General features: G+C 69.0%; 18 protein-coding genes and 1 tRNA gene. 9 read left to right on the forward strand and 10 right to left on the reverse strand.

Going from position 1 to position 18,291, the window contains the following annotated elements; all coding sequences use genetic code 11:
- The first annotated feature begins 86 nt into the window (after window positions 1-86).
- Window positions 87-521, forward strand: a complete 435-nt coding sequence (locus tag CFW40_RS17475) for a MarR family winged helix-turn-helix transcriptional regulator (protein ID WP_088798780.1) — start codon at window positions 87-89, stop codon at window positions 519-521.
- A gap of 177 nt (window positions 522-698) precedes the next feature.
- On the opposite strand, the gene CFW40_RS17480 is transcribed toward CFW40_RS17475, so the two are convergent.
- Window positions 699-1,061, reverse strand: a complete 363-nt coding sequence (locus tag CFW40_RS17480; protein WP_088798781.1) for a helix-turn-helix domain-containing protein — start codon at window positions 1,059-1,061, stop codon at window positions 699-701.
- A gap of 125 nt (window positions 1,062-1,186) precedes the next feature.
- Between CFW40_RS17480 and CFW40_RS17485 the strand changes: the two genes are divergently transcribed.
- Entirely contained in the window at window positions 1,187-1,837 is a 651-nt protein-coding gene (locus CFW40_RS17485) for an FMN-dependent NADH-azoreductase (RefSeq protein WP_088798782.1), read from the forward strand.
- A gap of 407 nt (window positions 1,838-2,244) precedes the next feature.
- On the opposite strand, the gene CFW40_RS17490 is transcribed toward CFW40_RS17485, so the two are convergent.
- Window positions 2,245-2,328 (reverse strand) — tRNA-Leu (locus tag CFW40_RS17490).
- A gap of 537 nt (window positions 2,329-2,865) precedes the next feature.
- On the opposite strand from CFW40_RS17490, the gene CFW40_RS17495 reads away from it, so the two are divergent.
- From CFW40_RS17495 to pknB, 6 genes are all read left to right on the forward strand, one after another.
- Complete coding sequence (locus tag CFW40_RS17495) at window positions 2,866-3,696, forward strand: DUF3662 and FHA domain-containing protein (protein ID WP_088798783.1); 831 nt, start codon at window positions 2,866-2,868, stop codon at window positions 3,694-3,696.
- A 10-nt stretch (window positions 3,697-3,706) separates the two neighbouring features.
- The gene (locus CFW40_RS17500; RefSeq protein ID WP_088798784.1) at window positions 3,707-4,231 is read left to right on the forward strand and encodes an FHA domain-containing protein; all 525 of its coding nucleotides are present in this window, start codon (window positions 3,707-3,709) and stop codon (window positions 4,229-4,231) included.
- Window positions 4,232-4,363: 132 nt separating this feature from the next.
- Complete coding sequence (locus tag CFW40_RS17505) at window positions 4,364-5,944, forward strand: PP2C family serine/threonine-protein phosphatase (protein ID WP_088798785.1); 1,581 nt, start codon at window positions 4,364-4,366, stop codon at window positions 5,942-5,944.
- Window positions 5,945-5,967: 23 nt separating this feature from the next.
- Window positions 5,968-7,353: an FtsW/RodA/SpoVE family cell cycle protein gene (locus CFW40_RS17510; RefSeq protein ID WP_088798786.1), complete on the forward strand. Its 1,386-nt coding sequence runs from the start codon at window positions 5,968-5,970 to the stop codon at window positions 7,351-7,353.
- The gene (locus tag CFW40_RS17515) at window positions 7,350-8,819 is read left to right on the forward strand and encodes a penicillin-binding protein 2 (RefSeq protein WP_088798787.1); all 1,470 of its coding nucleotides are present in this window, start codon (window positions 7,350-7,352) and stop codon (window positions 8,817-8,819) included. Before CFW40_RS17510 ends, CFW40_RS17515 begins: the two co-directional genes overlap by 4 nt.
- Window positions 8,820-8,965: 146 nt before the next feature.
- Window positions 8,966-10,960 carry a Stk1 family PASTA domain-containing Ser/Thr kinase gene (pknB, locus tag CFW40_RS17525; protein ID WP_088798788.1) on the forward strand — a complete coding sequence of 665 codons (1,995 nt, stop codon included), beginning with the start codon at window positions 8,966-8,968 and terminating at the stop codon, window positions 10,958-10,960.
- A gap of 148 nt (window positions 10,961-11,108) precedes the next feature.
- Here the strand turns inward: pknB and CFW40_RS17530 are convergent, their stop codons facing one another.
- The 6 genes from CFW40_RS17530 to CFW40_RS17555 form a co-directional block, all read right to left on the reverse strand.
- Complete coding sequence (locus CFW40_RS17530) at window positions 11,109-11,849, reverse strand: class E sortase (protein ID WP_088798789.1); 741 nt, start codon at window positions 11,847-11,849, stop codon at window positions 11,109-11,111.
- A gap of 25 nt (window positions 11,850-11,874) precedes the next feature.
- Complete coding sequence (locus CFW40_RS37120) at window positions 11,875-13,407, reverse strand: class E sortase (protein WP_176956473.1); 1,533 nt, start codon at window positions 13,405-13,407, stop codon at window positions 11,875-11,877.
- Window positions 13,404-14,060: an aminodeoxychorismate/anthranilate synthase component II gene (locus tag CFW40_RS17540; RefSeq protein ID WP_088798790.1), complete on the reverse strand. Its 657-nt coding sequence runs from the start codon at window positions 14,058-14,060 to the stop codon at window positions 13,404-13,406. The genes CFW40_RS37120 and CFW40_RS17540 overlap by 4 nt, the downstream gene beginning before the upstream one ends.
- Entirely contained in the window at window positions 14,057-14,233 is a 177-nt protein-coding gene (locus CFW40_RS37125; RefSeq protein ID WP_006604449.1) for a hypothetical protein, read from the reverse strand. Before CFW40_RS37125 ends, CFW40_RS17540 begins: the two co-directional genes overlap by 4 nt.
- A gap of 81 nt (window positions 14,234-14,314) precedes the next feature.
- Complete coding sequence (locus CFW40_RS17550; protein WP_088798791.1) at window positions 14,315-15,055, reverse strand: class E sortase; 741 nt, start codon at window positions 15,053-15,055, stop codon at window positions 14,315-14,317.
- A 39-nt stretch (window positions 15,056-15,094) separates the two neighbouring features.
- Entirely contained in the window at window positions 15,095-15,856 is a 762-nt protein-coding gene (locus CFW40_RS17555) for a DUF881 domain-containing protein (protein WP_088798792.1), read from the reverse strand.
- Between the two features lie 182 nt (window positions 15,857-16,038).
- On the opposite strand from CFW40_RS17555, the gene crgA reads away from it, so the two are divergent.
- Window positions 16,039-16,296 (forward strand): cell division protein CrgA, encoded by a 258-nt coding sequence (gene crgA / locus CFW40_RS17560; RefSeq protein WP_088798793.1) that lies wholly within the window; start codon window positions 16,039-16,041, stop codon window positions 16,294-16,296.
- A 235-nt stretch (window positions 16,297-16,531) separates the two neighbouring features.
- Here crgA and CFW40_RS17565 read toward each other — a convergent pair whose 3' ends face one another.
- Window positions 16,532-17,449: a rhomboid family intramembrane serine protease gene (locus CFW40_RS17565; RefSeq protein WP_088798794.1), complete on the reverse strand. Its 918-nt coding sequence runs from the start codon at window positions 17,447-17,449 to the stop codon at window positions 16,532-16,534.
- 142 nt (window positions 17,450-17,591) lie between these two features.
- Window positions 17,592-18,119, reverse strand: coding sequence for a peptidylprolyl isomerase (locus tag CFW40_RS17570; RefSeq protein WP_088798795.1), 528 nt, complete (start codon window positions 18,117-18,119; stop codon window positions 17,592-17,594).
- Window positions 18,120-18,291: the final 172 nt, after the last annotated feature.

Below are 18,291 nucleotides of genomic sequence, written 5' to 3' on the forward strand. Positions count from 1 at the left end.
TCGCCACCACTGGCGCAAGGCAGTAGTTGGCAAATACAACTCTCATATGCGTTGTACTATACAACTACCTCTGCGAAAGGCAACTCGTGACCCACCGCGACGACTCCGTCGAAACCATCCAGCAGGAGATGACCGCGTTCGCCCGCCGGGCCCGCGCGACCGCCGCCCGGATGCACCCCGAGCTGTCACTGGTCTCCTACACCCTGCTGGCACACCTCGATGACCAGCACGGATGCCGCGCCACGGACCTCGCCGCGCACTACCTCCTGGACAAGTCCACGGTCAGCCGCCAGATCGCCGCACTGGAGAAGCTGGACTTCGTCGAGCGCCGCGTCGACCCGGAGGACCACCGGGTCCAGGTGCTGCACCCCACCGAAAAGGGCGCCCAGGTCCTCGCCAACGTCACCGCCAGCCGCCGCAAGGCCTTCCGGGAACGGCTCGCCGACTGGGACGAGGACGACCTCGACCGTTTCGCCGCCTACCTGCTGCGCTACAACGCCGCACAGGAACGGCTGGGATAGGGGGAGCGACGGCCGGGACGAGACGAGGGGTTGGGGCAACTACGGACGCGACCACCCGCGCCCCACTCCAGCCCTACCCACAAGCACTCACCCGCAGACTCGCCGTCAGGCCGTCAACACCTGCGCCCAGAACCTTCTACACCCAGACCCCCCCCCGGGCCCGGAACCGCGGGCCGCTCACTTCCGGAACCGCTCCGGACACTGCCCGCCGTCGGCGAGATAGGTCTCCGCCCAGCGCCCCAGCTCCTTGAGCGCGGGCTCCATGGCGAGACCGGCCTCGGTCAGCCGGTAGGAGACGCGCAGCGGCGGGCCCGGATCCACCTCGCGCAGGAGCAGGCCGGCCGCCGCCAGCTCCACGAGGCGGTCGGAGAGCATGCGCTCACTGATGCCGGGGATGGCCCGCCGCAGATCGGCGAAGTGCACCGGCGCCGGCATCAGGGTGGCGACGATCAGCCCCGTCCAGCGCTTCCCCAACAGCTCGAAGACGCGCGTCACACCGTCGTCGACCTGCCTGCACACCGCCTCGCCGTGATCCGCCATACGGCCAGGGTACCGCTCTCCCGTTGGCTACTGCAGAAAAGTAAGCTGCTGTGCTATTAATAGTTACGCACGGAATTCAATCAGAGTCGGGCGCCGCCCGGCCACGCAGCGAAGGACCGATCCCCATGGCCACGCTTCTGCTCATCGACTCCTCCCTGTTCCCCGAGGGCGGCTCCGCTTCCCGCTCGGTCACCGCGGCCTTCCGCAAGGCATGGGAGGAGCAGCACCCCGACGGCACGGTGATCCACCGCGACCTGGCCGCCGACCCGCTGCCGCACCTCGACGGCATCGGCGCCTCCGCCGGCTACTCCGACCCGGCCGGCCACACGCCCGAGCAGCAGGCGGCCTTCGCGCTGCGCGTGCGGCTGGCCGAGGAGCTGGAGCAGGCCGACGCGATCGTCATCGGCGCTCCGATGTACAACTTCACGATTCCTTCCACGCTCAAGGCGTGGCTCGACCAGGTGATCATCATGGGCCGCACCGCGGGCGAGCAGCCGTCCGCCAAGGGCACCCCGGTCACCGTCGTCGCCAGCCGCGGCGGTTCGTACGCGCCGGGCACGCCCCGCGAGCCCTTCGAGTACGTCCAGAACTACCTGGAAGCCGTACTCAGCGGCGGGCTGGGACTCGACGTCGACTTCATCGTCCCCGAGCTGACCATGGCCCCCAACAACCCGGCGATGACCGAGCTCATCCCGCTGTACGAGACCTCCCGCGACAAGGCCCACGAGGACGCGGCAGCCAAGGCCAAGGCCCTCGTCGCCCGCTTCGCCGCCTGAGACCTTCCAAGAGCACGGACCGGAGGACCTGAGGGCCAGGAGAGGAAGGGGAAGCGAAGGGGACGGAGAGCGGGCCGGCGCCGGGTGACGCCCCACGGCACAGTCAGGGCATCCCGCCACGAAAGGTGACACCCGCGCCACAAAGAGCCACAGGGCCAACCCACAGGGGCCTCACCAGCCCCACATGTGACGCACTCCTCAAGCCGCCCCGAGCCGCCTCAAGCCACCCGAGCCACCCCGGCCGCCAGGCCCCAGCTCAGCCCCCCCATTCCAGCCCCCACCCGGCCCGTCCCGTCTCGGCCCGGGACCCCACCCAGCCCCCACCCCGTGACATACGCAACAACGTGACGAACACAACGAAAGACCCCCGGTCTCCGGATTTCTCCGGAGACCGGGGGTCTCATCTGTGCGCGAGGGGGGAGTTGAACCCCCACGCCCTTTCGGGCACTGGAACCTGAATCCAGCGCGTCTGCCTATTCCGCCACCCGCGCATGGGTGCTGCCGTTCGATGTTCTCACAGGATCCGGGCTGTTCCGTCCGGGTCTTGTGCGACCGCCTTCCGACATCCAGAACACTAGCACGCTGTCGGGGGTGCCTTCACACGCCTTTTCCCCGGTCCCCGCCTTGCGGCACCCCCGGGCCGCACCCCGCCGTGCCTCGGACATTCGCCGGGCACTGCCCCAAGGGTTCACACTCGCGGTAGCCGCAACAGGAACGCGGGCCACCCGGCCCGCCTCCACGCCGGCCGGGACAGGGCCGGCGCATGCGTCATGTCCGACTCCGGCACCCGCCCGGCGGGAGTGCCCGGCGGTTGCGGGACACTGTCTGCGGGGCACATCTACGATCGCAGTGCACGAGCAGTGGGCAGGAGCAAGCAAGCACCGGGCAACCCTGTGAGGGGCGACACTCGTCCTCAAGGCGGGAAAGGGGAACCAGCCGATTTCCCTACGCGTGGATACGATCAGTAAGCAGTATCAGGACGACTCGATCAGGACGACCCCGACGAAGACTGAGGAAGGAGGTGCCCCGTGGGAGTACTGAAGCGTTTCGAGCAGCGTCTCGAAGGTCTCGTCAACGGCACCTTCGCCAAGGTGTTCAAGTCCGAGGTGCAGCCCGTTGAGATCGCCGGCGCGCTGCAGCGCGAGTGCGACAACAACGCCACCATCTGGAACCGCGACCGCACGGTCGTCCCCAACGACTTCATCGTCGAGCTGAGCACCCCGGACTACGAGCGGCTGAGCCCCTACAGCGGGCAGCTCGGCGACGAGCTCTCGAGCATGGTCCGCGACTACGCCAAGCAGCAGCGCTACACCTTCATGGGCTCGATCAAGGTCCATCTGGAGAAGGCCGACGATCTCGACACCGGCCTGTACCGCGTCCGCAGCCGTACGCTCGCCTCCAGCTCGTCCCAGGAGCAGCCCGGCCCGGCGGCCGCACAGCGCTCCGCGGCTCCCCGCGGCGGCCGTCCCGGCGGCGGCCACGTGAGCCCGCCCCCCATGCCTTCGTCCCCGCCTCCCGGCGGCGCACAGCCCGTACCTCGTACGGCACCGCCCGGTGCAGGACCGCAGCCCCACGCGCAGACCCGGCGCTGGATCGAGATCAACGGCACCCGCCACCAGATCTCGCGCCCGACGCTCGTGCTGGGCCGCAGCACCGACGCTGACGTACGGATCGACGACCCGGGTGTCTCCCGGCGTCACTGTGAGATCCGGGTCGGAACGCCCCCCACGATCCAGGATCTGGGCTCCACGAACGGCATCGTGGTAGACGGGCAGCACACCACTCACGCTAATCTCCGCGACGGCTCGCGGATTGTCGTGGGCAGTACCACCATCGTTTACCGGCAAGCCGAAGGGTGAAGCGGGGGCAATGTCAGAGCTGACCCTCACGGTCATGCGGTTGGGTTTCCTCGCCGTACTGTGGCTGTTCGTCATCGTGGCCGTTCAGGTCATCCGCAGCGATCTGTTCGGCACGCGCGTCACACAGCGCGGTGCCGCCCGGCGCGGCGGGCAGGAAGCGCGTACGCAGCGGCAGGCTGCGCCACCGCAGCAGCAGCGCCGCCAGGAAGGCGGTCGCGGCAGCAACCGTCAGCGCCGCGGAGCACCCACCAAGCTGGTGGTCTCCGAGGGCTCGCTGACCGGCACCACCGTCGCCCTCCAAGGCCAGACCATCTCCCTGGGCCGTGCGCACGACTCCACGATCGTGCTGGACGACGACTACGCGTCCAGCAGGCATGCCAGGATCTACCCGGACCGTGACGGCCAGTGGATCGTCGAGGATCTCGGTTCCACCAACGGCACGTACCTGGACCGGACCCGACTGACGACCCCGACACCGATTCCGCTGGGAGCCCCGATCCGCATCGGCAAGACCGTCATCGAGCTGCGGAAGTAGTACGACAATGAGCGAGCGGAGCGAGCGAGCCGCGACGGTCCACTCGGCGGACCCGGGCGTGCTCCCGACCGGAGGGTGGGCAGTGTGGCTCGACGAGACCGGCTGTACCCCGAGCCGACGGGTGAGGTGCACATGAGCTTGTCACTGCGCTTCGCCGCCGGATCGCACAAGGGCATGATCCGCGAGGGCAACGAGGATTCCGGCTATGCCGGGCCACGGCTGCTCGCCATCGCCGACGGCATGGGCGGCCAGGCCGCCGGTGAGGTCGCCTCCTCCGAGGTGATCTCCACGCTCGTCCAGCTCGACGACGACGTCCCCGGCTCCGATCTCCTCACCTCGCTGGGCACGGCCGTCACCCGCGCCAATGACCAGCTGCGGGTGATGGTCGAGGAGGACCCCCAGCTGGAGGGCATGGGCACGACCCTGACCGCCCTGCTGTGGACCGGTCAGCGGCTCGGCCTCGTCCACGTCGGTGACTCGCGGGCATACCTGCTGCGCGACGGCGTGCTGACCCAGATCACCCAGGACCACACCTGGGTGCAGCGGCTGGTCGACGAGGGCCGGATCACCGAAGAGGAAGCCACCACCCATCCGCAGCGGTCGCTGCTGATGCGGGCGCTGGGCAGCGGCGATCATGTCGAGCCCGATCTGTCGATCCGCGAGGTGCGGGCCGGCGACCGGTATCTGATCTGCTCGGACGGACTGTCCGGGGTCGTCAGCCACCAGACGCTGGAGGAGACCCTCGCCAGCTACCACGGGCCGCACGAGACCGTGCAGGAGCTGATTCAGCTCGCGCTGCGCGGCGGCGGACCCGACAACATCACCTGCATCGTCGCCGACGTCCTGGACGTGGACGGCAACGACGCGATGGCCGGCCAGCTCAACGACACCCCGGTCATCGTCGGCGCCGTCGCGGAGAACCAGCACCAGCTCAGCGACCCGAGCACGCTGCAGACCCCCGCGGCGCGGGCCGCCGAGCTCGGCCGGCCGGGCGGGCAGCCGTCCGCGCCCGGCGGTGCCTTCGGGCCGCCCGGCAGCGGTGAGCACGAGGTCGGCGGTCCGCCGCAGGGCTCGTTCGGCGCGTTCATGGACGAGGACTTCGTCAAGCCGCGCCGGCGCGGCCGGTGGCTGAAGCGGTCGCTGTTCATCGCGCTGGCGCTGGCCGTCGTGGGCGGCGGGTGCTACGCGGGCTACAACTGGACGCAGACCCAGTACTTCGTGGGCGCCAAGGACGACCACGTCGCGCTCTACCGGGGCATCAGCCAGGACCTCGCGTGGATAAAGCTCAACGACGTGGACGAGGACCATCCCGAGATCGAACTCAAGTACCTGCCGCTGTACCAGCGCAACCAGGTCAAGGAGACGATCGCGGTCGACAGCCGCACGCAGGCCGGCGAAAAAGTCACCGAACTGAACAACCAGGCCAATGCCTGCCGTATCAAGGAGCAGCGGGAGGCGGCCGAACGCGAGGCGGCACGGAAGCCGAGCAAGAAGGGCCAGGCCGGCACACCGTCGAAGCCCGGTAGCCCGTCCCAGTCCGGTTCGCCGAGCGCCAAGCCCGGTTCCACCGGCAAGGCGGGCAACGACAGCACCGCCGGCACGGCCGGCACGCTGTCGGCGACCGTCACTCCGAAGCCCGGACCCAGCACCAGCCAGGCCGCCCCCTCCGAGGAGCAGAAGCAGCTGGAAAAAAATTGCAGCACCCAGCAGTGAGGGCCTAGGGGGCCGTAGATCTCATGAGCAGCAGCACCACCAACACCACCACCATCGGCACCATCGGAGCCCCGAGCCGCCGCAACACCGAGCTGGCGATGCTCGTCTTCGCGGTGCTGATTCCGGTGTTCGCGTACGTCAACGTCGGTCTGGCGAAGGACGGTTCGGTGCCGGCCGGCGTGCTGGGCTACAGCCTGGGCCTGGGCCTGCTGGCGGGCGTCGCGCATCTCGTCGTCCGCAAGTGGGCGCCGTACGCGGACCCGCTGATGCTGCCCATCGCCACCCTGCTCAACGGGCTGGGACTGATCTTCATCTGGCGGCTGGACCAGGAGCCCTCGCTGGGCAAGGCGATGGCGCCCAACCAGCTGATGTGGTCGACGCTCGGTGTCGCCTTCTTCCTCGCCATCCTGATCTTCCTCAAGGACCACCGTGTCCTGCAGCGCTACACCTACATCTCGATGGTGGTGGCGCTGGTCCTGCTGGTCGCGCCGGTGTTCTTCCCCGGTGTGAACGGCGCGAAGATCTGGATCACGATTCCGGGGCTCGGCTCGCTGCAGCCCGGTGAGTTCGCGAAGATCATCATTGCGATCTTCTTCGCCGGCTACCTGATGGTGAAGCGCGATGCGCTGGCGCTGGCCAGCCGCCGCTTCATGGGGCTCTACCTCCCCCGCGGCCGTGACCTCGGCCCCATTCTCGTCATCTGGGCGCTCAGCCTGATGATCCTGGTCTTCGAGACCGACCTGGGTACCTCGCTGCTGTTCTTCGGCCTGTTCGTCGTGATGCTGTACGTGGCCACCGAGCGCACCAGCTGGATCGTGTTCGGTCTGCTGCTCAGCGCCGGCGGCGCGGTCGCGGTGGCGACGTTCGAGTCGCACGTCCAGACCCGTGTCCACAACTGGCTCAACCCGCTGGAGCTGGCCAACGGCGGTGTCACCGAAACCGCCCAGGCCATGTACTCCTTCGGCTCCGGCGGCATCCTCGGCTCCGGTCTGGGACAGGGCTACTCCCGCCTCATCCTGGGAATCGCGCCGAAGAGTGACTACATTCTCGCCACGGTCGGCGAGGAGGTCGGCCTGGCCGGGCTGATGGCCATCCTGCTGCTGTACGGCCTGCTGATCGAGCGCGGTATCCGCACGGCGCTGGCGGCCCGCGACCCGTTCGGCAAGCTGCTGTCGATCGGCCTGTCCGGCGCCTTCGCGCTGCAGGTCTTCGTCGTCGCCGGCGGTGTGACCGGCCTGATCCCCCTGACGGGTATGACGATGCCGTTCCTCGCCCAGGGTGGCTCGTCCGTGATCGCCAACTGGGCACTGGTCGCGATCCTGCTCCGGATCAGCGACACCGCGCGCCGTCCGGCGCCGGCTCCCGCCCCGTCCACCGACGCCGAGATGACCCAGGTGGTCCACCCGTGAACAAGCCCCTGCGCCGGGTCGCGATCTTCTGCGGCCTGCTCGTCCTCGCTCTGCTCGTCCGCGTCAACTGGGTGCAGTTCGTCGAGGGTGACGCGCTCAAGAACGACCCGCACAACCGCCGGGTCGCCATCGAGCGCTACAGCACGCCGCGCGGCAACATCATCGTCGACGGCAAGGCGATCACCGGCTCCACGACCACCGACAGCGGCGACTTCAAGTACAAGCGCACGTACAAGAACGGCAAGATGTGGGCGCCGGTCACCGGCTACGCCTCGCAGGCCTTCGACGCCAACCAGCTCGAGAAGCTGAACGACGGCATCCTCAGCGGCACCGACGACAGGCTCTTCTTCAGCCGCACGGTCGACATGTTCACCGGCAGCAAGCAGAAGGGCGGCAACGTGGTGACCACCCTCGACGCCAAGGCCCAGAAGGCCGCCTACGACGGCCTGGGCAAGCAGAAGGGCGCGGTCGCCGCGATCAACCCGGAGACCGGCGCGATCCTGGCGCTGGCCAGTACCCCGTCGTACGACCCGTCCACCTTCGCGGGGATGAGCAACAAGGACGCCGAGGCGTACAACGCGCTGCAGAAGAAGAGCGACCCCGACGAGCCGATGCTCAACCGGGCGCTGCGCCAGACCTACCCGCCCGGCTCCACCTTCAAGGTCGTCACGGCCTCGGCCGCGCTGCAGGACGGCCTCTACACGGACGTCGACACCAAGACCAGGTCGCCGCTGCCCTACACGCTCCCCGACACCTCGGGCCTCCCGCTGAAGAACGAGGGCAACATCCCCTGCGAGAACGCCACCCTGCGGGAGGCGCTGCGCTGGTCCTGCAACACGGTGTTCGGCAAGATCAGCGCGGACCTCGGCAACAAGAAGATGAAGGCCGAGGCGGAGAAGTTCGGCTTCAACGACCCGGGGATCAACACTCCGGTCCGCGCCTCGGAGAGCATCTACCCCACGGACAACCGGCCGCAGAACGCCATGGCGGGCATCGGCCAGGCCTCCAACCGCGCCACCCCGCTGCAGATGGCCATGGTCGCCTCGGCGGTCGCCAACGGCGGCAAGCTGATGAAGCCGTACATGGTCGACCAGCTGGTCGCGCCGAACCTCAATGTGGTCCAGAAGCACACGCCGCAGGAGATGAGCCGGCCGCTGAGCGCGGAGAACGCCCAGAAGGTGCAGAGCATCATGGAGACCGTGGTCAAGCAGGGCACGGGAACCAACGCCCAGATCCCGGGCGTCATCGTCGGCGGAAAGACCGGTACCGCCCAGCACGGCGAGAACAACAAGGACAATCCGTACGCCTGGTTCATTTCCTACGCGAAGACCGACAAGGGCACCCCCGTCGCGGTCGCGGTCGTCATTGAGGGATCCGACACTCTTCGCGGCGACATCGCCGGCGGAAAGCTTGCCGCTCCGATCGCGAAGCGCGTCATGCAGGCGGTACTCGAAGGCGAGAAGTGACGCGGGTCATGCCAATACCGGTCACGTATCAGGTTGCGGCACCGGCCCGGTCCGGTACGGCGTGCCGGGTACGGTATGCCCGGACAGCACACCGCCGGACCACACACCGGTGCGGTCGGGACTGACGGAGAGGGCTGGAGAAGCTTATGGAAGAGCCGCGTCGCCTCGGCGGCCGGTACGAGCTGGGCTCGGTGCTCGGCCGCGGTGGCATGGCCGAGGTGTACCTCGCGCATGACACCCGCCTGGGCCGCACCGTAGCTGTGAAGACGCTGCGGGTGGACCTCGCCCGTGACCCGTCCTTCCAGGCCCGGTTCCGCCGTGAGGCCCAGTCGGCCGCCTCGCTGAACCACCCGTCGATCGTCGCGGTCTACGACACCGGCGAGGACTACGTCGACGGTGTCTCGATCCCGTACATCGTCATGGAGTACGTCGACGGCTCCACGCTGCGTGAGCTTCTGCACTCCGGAAGAAAGCTGCTGCCCGAGCGGTCGCTGGAGATGACCACCGGTGTCCTCCAGGCGCTGGAGTACTCCCACCGGGCCGGCATCGTCCACCGCGACATCAAGCCGGCCAACGTCATGCTGACGCGCACCGGCCAGGTCAAGGTCATGGACTTCGGCATCGCCCGGGCCATGGGCGATGCCGGTATGACGATGACGCAGACCGCGGCGGTCATCGGCACGGCGCAGTACCTCTCCCCCGAGCAGGCCAAGGGCGAGCAGGTCGACGCCCGCTCCGACCTGTACTCCACCGGCTGTCTGCTCTACGAGCTGCTGACCGTCCGGCCGCCGTTCGTCGGTGACTCACCGGTCGCGGTGGCCTACCAGCATGTCCGCGAGGAGCCCCAGAAGCCCAGCAACTTCGACCCCGAGATCACGCCGGAGATGGACGCCATCGTCCTGAAGGCGCTGGTCAAGGACCCCGACTACCGCTACCAGTCGGCCGACGAGATGCGGGCCGACATCGAGGCGGCGCTGGACGGACAGCCGGTGGCGGCGAGCTCCGGCATGGGCGCGGGCGGCTACGACCAGGACCAGCCGACCACCATGCTGCGGCCGCAGGACCCGGCCGGCCAGACCTCCATGCTGCCGCCGATGAACCCGGACGACGGGGGCTACGGCTACGACGACCGCGGCGACCGGCGCCGTGGTGGCGGCCAGAAGAAGAGCAACACCTCGACGATCCTGCTGGTGCTGGCGGCCGTCCTCGTCCTGGTCGGTGCGATCTTCATCGGCAAGGCGATGTTCACCGGCAAGAGCCCGGGCGGCAAGACGCCGGTGCCCAACCTCGTCGGCAAGACCCTCCAGGAAGCCAAGTCGTTCGGCAGGAACGGCAGCTTCAAGGTCGCCGAGGGGGGCAGCAAGGCCTGTGACAACGTCAAGAAGGGCCAGGTCACCGAGCAGAGTCCGAAGCCCGGCAAAGAGATCGACAAGAACGAAACCGTCACCGTCACGCTGTGCACGGGCCAGGAGAAGATCTCGGTGCCCAGCGTCACGGGTCTGACCGAGGACCAGGCACGCAAGGAGCTCGAGGAAAAGGGCTTCACCAAGGTCGAGAGCAAGCCCGTGATCTCCGACCGTGAGCCCGGCATCGTCGCGGATCAGGACCCGAAGGCGAACTCGCAGCGGACCAAGAACGCGAAGATCACGCTGTCCATCGCCACGGAGAGCCCGAAGAAGCAGGTCCCTGATGTCAAGGGGCAGGACTTCGCCGCGGCCCAGAAGCAGCTGCAGGACCTGGGCTTCGACGTCGCCAAGAGCGAGCAGGAAACCCCCGACCCCAACCAGGTCGGCAAGGTGCTCGACCAGAGCCCGGCGGGCAACACCAACGCCAAGGTGAACTCCACCGTGACCCTCACGGTCGGCAAGGCGGGTGCTCAGACACCGGTTCCGGGTGTGGTCGGCCAGAAGCTGAAGGATGCGAAGAAGGCGCTTCAGCAGGCCGGCTTCACCAACGTCGCGCTCGCCGGCGGCAGTCAGCAGGACGACAACGCCCGCGTCATCAGCCAGGACCCGCCGGCCAACACGCCGTCCGATCCCAAGACCACCACCGTGACGCTGACCACCATCGGCGGTGGCGGCAACGGCGGTGATGACGGCGGTGGCGGCATCTTCGGCGGAGCGTTCGGAGGCAACCACTAGCGGTCCCTGCGACGAGGAAGCACGGAGCCCCGGCACCCTGGGAAGGGTGCCGGGGCTTCTTCGTTGTCCGCACCGCACACAGGGTGCCGCGCGGGCGTCGGGCGGGTTCTCGGGCGCGTGGGGCCGGGCCGGACCTGCCCTGGCCCGGCTAGCGGAGTTCCTTGGGGGGTGTGCGGTCCGCGTCGACCTTCTCGGTGCGTTCCAGCTCGCCCCAGACGATGAAGCGGTAATTCGAGGTGTAGACCGGGGTGCAGGTCGTGAGGGTGATGAAGCGGCCCGCCTTGTGCTTGCCGGATTCCTTCGGGATGTCGTCGAGGACGTCCACGTTGTACTTCGAGGTCTCGGGCAGTGTCGCGAACACCTTGTAGACGTACCAGGTGTCCTTCGTCTCGAAGACGATCGGGTCGCCGTCCTTGAGCTTGTCGATGTTGTGGAACTTCGCGCCGTGGCCGTCACGGTGCGCGGCGAGGGTGAAGTTGCCCTTCTTGTCCTCCGGCAGCTCCGACTTGACCGGCTTGGTGTAGTAACCGGCCACGCCCTCGTTCAGGATTTCGGAGTCGGTGCCCTTCTTGACCAGGACCTCGCCGTTGTCCATCGCCGGTACGTGCAGAAAGCCGATGCCGTCCTTGGTGTCCAGCTTCCCCGGGCCCTTGGGGCCGTTGCTCGCCCAGTGCTTGCGGACCTGGTCGCCCTGCTGGTGCGCGGCGCGGTCGGCGAGGACATTGGTCCACCACAGCGAGTAGGCGACGAAGAGGCCCAGGATGACCCCGGCCGTGATCAGCAGCTCACCGATGACGCTGACGACGGCGGCGATGGCCCGGAGCACCCGGCGCGGCTCGGGTGGTGGCGCGGACCGCTGGCAATCCTCGTCGGTTCCGGTTGCAGTCACCGCGCAGCACCCCTCTTGTGTTCACTCAGCCGGCGAGCGCATCCGGTTTGCCCTTGCTCCGCGGCCGCTCGTCGACCATCTTGCCCCAGACGATCATCCGATAGGTACTGGTGAATTCCGGGGTACAGGTCGTCAGGGTGATGTAGCGGCCGGGTCCGGTGAATCCCGACCCGGGCGGCACGGGGCCGATCACACTGGTGTTGCTCGGAGAGGTCTGCGGGAGGATGCTCTCCATCTCGTAGGTGTAGTACGAGCTCTTCGTCTCGACGATGATCTTGTCGCCCTTGGTGAGCTTGTTGACGTAGCGGAACGGCTCGCCGTGCGTGTTGCGATGCGCCGCCACCGCGAAGTTGCCCTTCTTGTCCCAGGGCATCGCCGTCTTGATCCCGCTGCTCTTGTCGTAGTGACCGACCATGCCGTGGTCCAACACGCGGTGCTTGTCGATGCCCTCGGCTATCGGGGCCTTCACATCCAGCTTCGGGATGTACATGATCCCGAAGCGCTCACCGTCCGCGAGATTCTTCTTCTCGCCGCCGCCCTTGTCCCACTCGTGCTGCAGGTTGGTGGCGGCGCCGCCCGCCTCCTCTTCGGCCCTCACATTCGTCCACCAGAGCTGATAGGTGACGAACAGCAGCATCAGCACGCCGAGGGTGATGAACACTTCGCCCAGCGCGCGGCTGGCGATCAGGCTGGGGCTGTCCTTGGCGGCGCGCGCGGCCTGCCGGGCCTCCAGCCGGGACATGGCGGCGGGCGCCGCCTCAGAGGCGGTCGCGGCGGCTGATGTGGCGGCGGCCGCGCCGCTGTGGCGCCCGCGCCGCCCTCCGCGCTTGGCGGCCTCCTGAGCGGCCTTCCGCCGGGCCGCCCGGCCGCCGGATGCCGGAGTCGACGCCACGGTGGATGCCGAGGTCTCGGTTTCACGTGAAACCGCGGTGTCCGTTTCACGTGAAACGGACCCCGCGCCGGGCTTCTCCGCCTGACGCAGCGCCATGGTCTCGTTGTCGCCCTGCCATGGTGGGGCGGCGGCCGTCGCGGGGCGCGCGGCCGGCGTGGAGCTGACGGCTGGGCCGGGCCGCGCGGCGGGCGCGGGCGCGGGAGCGGGCGGTACCGGAGTCTCCGGTGGGGCATACGGCCGGGATATCGAGTCGGTCGCCGCGGGGCGGGCGGCGTAGCCGGGGCCGGCTTCCTGGCCGTAGGGGGCTGTCTCGGCGCCGTGGCCCTGCCCGTCCGCCCGGGACGGCCTCTCCGGCTCCAGGTGCGGGCGGAACCACGGTGAGCCCTGGCCCCCGCCCTCCTGAGCCGCCTTGCCCCGCCGTCGCCCCCGGCCCGGCTGTCCGTACGGAGCGGGCGCGGGAGCCGGTGGTGCCACCTGGCCCGGCAGGGGATCGTTCAGCGGGTCGTCGAGCTGCTCCACCGCCGCCTCGAACGCATCGGGGTACCCGTACGGATCCGGTGATCCCTGCGGTTCCTGCGGCCCGTATGACTGCTGCGGCCCGTACGGCCGCTGCGCACCGTCCGGCTCGTAGGACCTCCCTTCACGCTCGGGGCGTGGGTCGGTCACGCGCCGGCCTTGCCGACCACCGGGGCCAGCCCCGTGGAGCGCTCCACCGCCCCCTCGTCGCCGCATTCGACGAGCCAGTTGGCCAGCATCCGGTGCCCCCACTCCGTCAGCACCGACTCGGGGTGGAACTGCACGCCCTCGACCGGTAGTTCACGGTGCCGCAGACCCATCACGATCCGCCCGCCGGGGACCTCCTCGGCCTCCGTCCAGGAGGTGACGAGCAGTTCCTCGGGGATGGTGTCGGGCTCGACGGCGAGGGAGTGGTAGCGGGTGGCGGTGAACGGGGAGGGCAGGCCGGCGAAGACCCCGGCGCCCTCGTGGAGGACGGGCGAGGTCTTGCCGTGCAGCAGCTCGGGCGCCCGGTCCACCACACCGCCGTACGCGACCGCCATCGACTGCATGCCCAGGCACACACCGAAGACCGGGACGCCGGTGTCCGCGCAGTGCCGGACCATGTCGACGCAGACGCCGGCCTGCTCGGGGGTACCGGGGCCGGGGGACAGCAGCACGCCGTCGAAGCCGTCCCGCGCATGCCGCGGCTCGACCTCGTCGTTGCGCAGCACCTCGCATTCGGCACCCAGTTGGTAGAGGTACTGGACGAGGTTGAAGACGAAGCTGTCGTAGTTGTCGACGACGAGAATCCGTGCGGTCATCGGACGGCTGCCATCCCTTGGTCGACAGTGACGTCATTGAAGGGGAGCAGCGGCTCCGCCCACGGAAAGACGTACTGGAAGAGTACGAAAACGACCGCCAGCGCGAGCACCAGGGAAATCAGTGCCTTCACCCAGGTGTTGCCCGGCAGATGCCGCCAGATCCAGCCGTACATGCTGTCGCTGTCCCCTTGCCGATGCCGATGACGATGACGATTGCGACACCAGAGTAAGGGGCGAGGGCGGGCACAGGTGGGTCAGCCGGTCAAAGCCGATGGCCTTCCCTGTGCCACGGGTTGGGTGGAATCGAGGTGTCCCCAGGCGATCAGCCGGTGGCTGTGGCCCCATTCCGGCTCGCAGGTCGTGAGCGTGAGATAGCGGCCGGGGCCGTGGAATCCGGACTTCGGCGGTACGGGGTCGATCACCCCGATGTCGCCGGGCAGCGTCGTATAGGGCCGGCGGTCGATGCGGTAGGTGTACCAGGTCGCGCCGTCGGTGAGCACCACGGCGTCACCGGGGCGCAGCCGGGGGAAGTCCTTGAAAGGGTCGCCGTACGTGCGGCGGTGGCCGGCGACGGAGAAGTTGCCGGTCTCCCCGAGGTGCGCGGTGCGGTCGTAATGTCCCAGGCCGCGCTGGAGGACGTCGGGCGCGGTGCCTTCGAGGACGGGCTTGGCCCAGTCGGCGCCCAGGCGCGGGAGGTACATCACGGCGAAGGAAGCGCCCGGTGCGTAGCGGCGGGGCCGCGTGCCGGGGGCGGGGGTGCCGCCAGGGGCCGGCTTCGCGTCGGGAGCCGGTGTGCTGCCGGATCCGGTGACCGGGGCCGTGGACCACTGGTGCCGGAGCTTGCCGATCTCGCCGGCCATGGCGCTGTCGGCCCGTACGCCGGTCCAGAAGAGAACGTAGATCACGAACAGCACGATCAGCGCGCCGGCGGTGACGCAGATTTCGCTGAGCGTCCACGCGATCCACCGCACCGCCGTCCGGCCCCGCAGCGTCATCCGGCCCCCCGCCCCTCCCGCCGCCCCGCGGCGTGCGGGCTACGGCTTCACAGGCTGTGCGTAGTGCAGATCCACTGTGCCGGAGTAGCCGGGAAGAGTCACCGCGTCGTGCTGGTCGACTTTCCAGCCCAGGCCGTAGGCGTTCACGTACTGGAGGTAGTTCTGGATGGCGGGGGAGGCGGTCAGCGCGTTGGTGAGGGCTTCGCGGTCGCCGATGGCGGTGACCTTGTACGGCGGGGAGTAAACGCGGCCCTGGAGGATCAGGGTGTTGCCGACGCAGCGCACCGCGCTGGTGGAGATCAGCCGCTGGTCCATGACCCTGATGCCCTTGGCGCCGCCCTGCCACAGGGCGTTCACCACGGCCTGCAGGTCCTGCTGGTGGATGACCAGGTCGTTGGGCTGCGGCTGGGGCACCCCGGGGATCTTGGCGGTGGCGTTCGGCGGGGCGTCGGTCAGGGTGACCGTCACGCCCTGGCCCTTGAGCGGCTTGGTGCCGGCGTTCTTCTCCAGCGCCTTGACCTTGGCCTCCTCGGCCCGGGAGTTGCCGTTGTCGCGCCGGGCGAGGGCGTCGACCTCCTCGCGCAGGGTGGCGTTGCGGTCGTCCTGGGCGCCGTTCTTGTGGCTGCGCTCCTGGATCAGGTCGGACATCCGCAGCATCGAGTCGTCCGAGCGCAGGTTGGTGCCCCGTGCGGTGTCGAAGCTCAGCCAGAACAGCAGCCCGGCGAGTGCGAACACGATGAGGGTGAGGAACCGCACGGGCCGCAGGCGGGGGCGGTGGGGGGAGTCAGCGGAATTGCTCAACGTACCCTTACTCCTTACGGCGCCGCGGAAGCACTACGCTAACGGACGCCCGGGAAAAGGAATCCGCTCCCCACCGCGTCCGTGCCCCGGCGCACCCCTCGTACCCTCCCCGCGGATGGGGGCACCGCCCGCCGGCGCCAAGCAGAGAGCGGGGGAGCAGCGCATCGACAGGAGAGTTCCTCGTGCCGAAGTCACGGATCCGCAAGAAGAAGGACGACTTCACGCCGCCGCCGGCGAAGACCACCAACCTGAAGATGAACTCAGGGCGCGGTTGGGTGGCGCCACTGATGCTGGCGATGTTCCTCATCGGGCTGGTGTGGATCGTGATGTTCTACGTGTCCGAGGGCGATCTGCCGATCGGCGCCATGGGCAACTGGAACATCGTGTGCGGCTTCGGCTTCATCGCGGTGGGCTTCGGCGTATCCACGCAGTGGAAGTAGCGCAAGCCCTGCCCAAGGCCATCCACACGGTTATCCACAGCCGGGGAAAACTTCAGAAGATCTGTGGATAACCTTCCGAGGGTTGACGCCGGTGTGATCGGCGGCACCCTCCCCCGGCCTGCGTCTCCCCGCATCCTTACTGGGGAAACGCAGGTCAGGCGGACCGGGACAAGGATTTCGCACAGCATGCACAAGATCGGCCACGCACTGTGGACAACGTGCCGGGACGGGCCCGTCAGCCCAGCAGCTGAAGGGTCCGTACCCACACCACCGCGATGATCGCGAGCAGGGCGGCCAGGCAGGTCGCGAGGTGCACCAGGGTCCGGCGGTGCCGCGGCGCGTGCACGATCCCGAACGCCACCGCGGCGCCCACCACCAGGCCGCCGACATGGGCCTGCCAGGAGATGTTCGGCCACAGGAACGTGAAGGCCAGGTTGAGGCCGAGCAGGATCAGCACCGGCTTCATGTCGTAGTTCAGCCGCCGCAGCAGCACCGCGGTCGCCCCGAGCAGCCCGAAGATCGCGCCGGACGCACCCAGCGAGGGCTGGTTCTGCGCGGCGAGGAGATACGACAGGGCGCTGCCGCCCAGGCCGGCGAGCAGATAGAGCGCGGTGAACCGCAGTCGGCCGAGCGCTGCCTCCAGCGGAGGTCCCAGCCACCACAGCGAGAGCATGTTGAACGCGAAGTGGGCGATCTGCGCGTGCAGGAACATCGCGGTCAGCAGGCGGTACCACTGGCCTTCCGCGACCCCGACCAGCCGGAACTGCCCCGGGTCGGCGGCGAGCCCCACCAGGTCGAGGCGGCTGAGCAGCCAGCCCGTTTCGCCGCCGTTCAGCAGGACGGCGAGGAAGACCGCGGCGTTCAGGCCCAGCAGGATCTTGGTGATCAGCCGCGGATCGGCCGCGAGGGTGCTGCCCGCGAGGGTGCGCGGAGCCGTCGCCCCCGGCGGGTGGCCGGTGCCGCTGCCGGTGCGGACACAGGACGGGCACTGGAAGCCGACCGAGGCGCTGACCATGCACTCCGGGCATATCGGCTGCTCACAGCGGGTGCAGCGGACGCCGGTCGGGCGGTCGGGGTGGCGGGAGCAGCCGGGCAGGCCGTCGTCGCCCTGCGCGTCCTGCGGCGTGTGCGGGCTGCCTGGCACCTGGGTCATCCGTCCCTCGTCCTCTTCTCCGTCCGGGCGCGTTCACGCGTCACCCCGCCCGGCCCCGTTCCGGACGAGCCTCGCGCCCCGCCTGATGTACGACCGGGCGGGGCGCAATGGTTCCCCGGACCCGGCCGGGGCGCAACGCGGCTCAGCGGGTCTCGACGACCACCGACTCGATGACGACGTCCTTGACGGGACGGTCGGTGCTCGGGTTGGTCTGGGTGCCGGCGATGGCGTCGACGACCTTCTTGCTCGCCTCGTTGCTGACCTCACCGAAGATGGTGTGCTTGCCGGTCAGCCACGCCGTCGCGCCGACGGTGATGAAGAACTGCGAGCCGTTGGTGCCCGGACCGGCGTTGGCCATGGCCAGCAGGTACGGCTTGTTGAAGGCCAGGTCGGGGTGGAACTCGTCCCCGAACTCGTAACCGGGGCCACCGGTGCCGTTGCCCAGCGGGTCGCCGCCCTGGATCATGAAACCGCTGATCACCCGGTGGAAGACGGTGCCGTCGTACAGCCGGTCCGTGGACTTCTTGCCGGTCGCCGGGTGGGTCCACTCCCGCTCGCCCTTGGCGAGCTCGACGAAGTTCTTGACCGTTTTGGGGGCATGGTTCGGCAGGAGCCGAATCTCGATGTCGCCCTGGTTGGTCTTCAGGGTGGCGTAGAGCTGCTCAGCCACGATCTACCTTCCATAAGTCTTCGCTGACGGTTCCCGATCCTCGCACGGACCGGCCCTCCCAGGGCCCGACCGCGGCCGCTCGCCGAGCTCCGCGCCGCGTTTCGCCCCCGCCCCGCCACGGGCCCCGCCATGGCACCGCCACGCCCCTGCACGCCCCTCGCGCCGCGGCGTG

It is taken from the genome of Streptomyces sp. 2114.4 (assembly GCF_900187385.1).
Lineage (GTDB): Bacteria > Actinomycetota > Actinomycetes > Streptomycetales > Streptomycetaceae > Streptomyces > Streptomyces mooreae.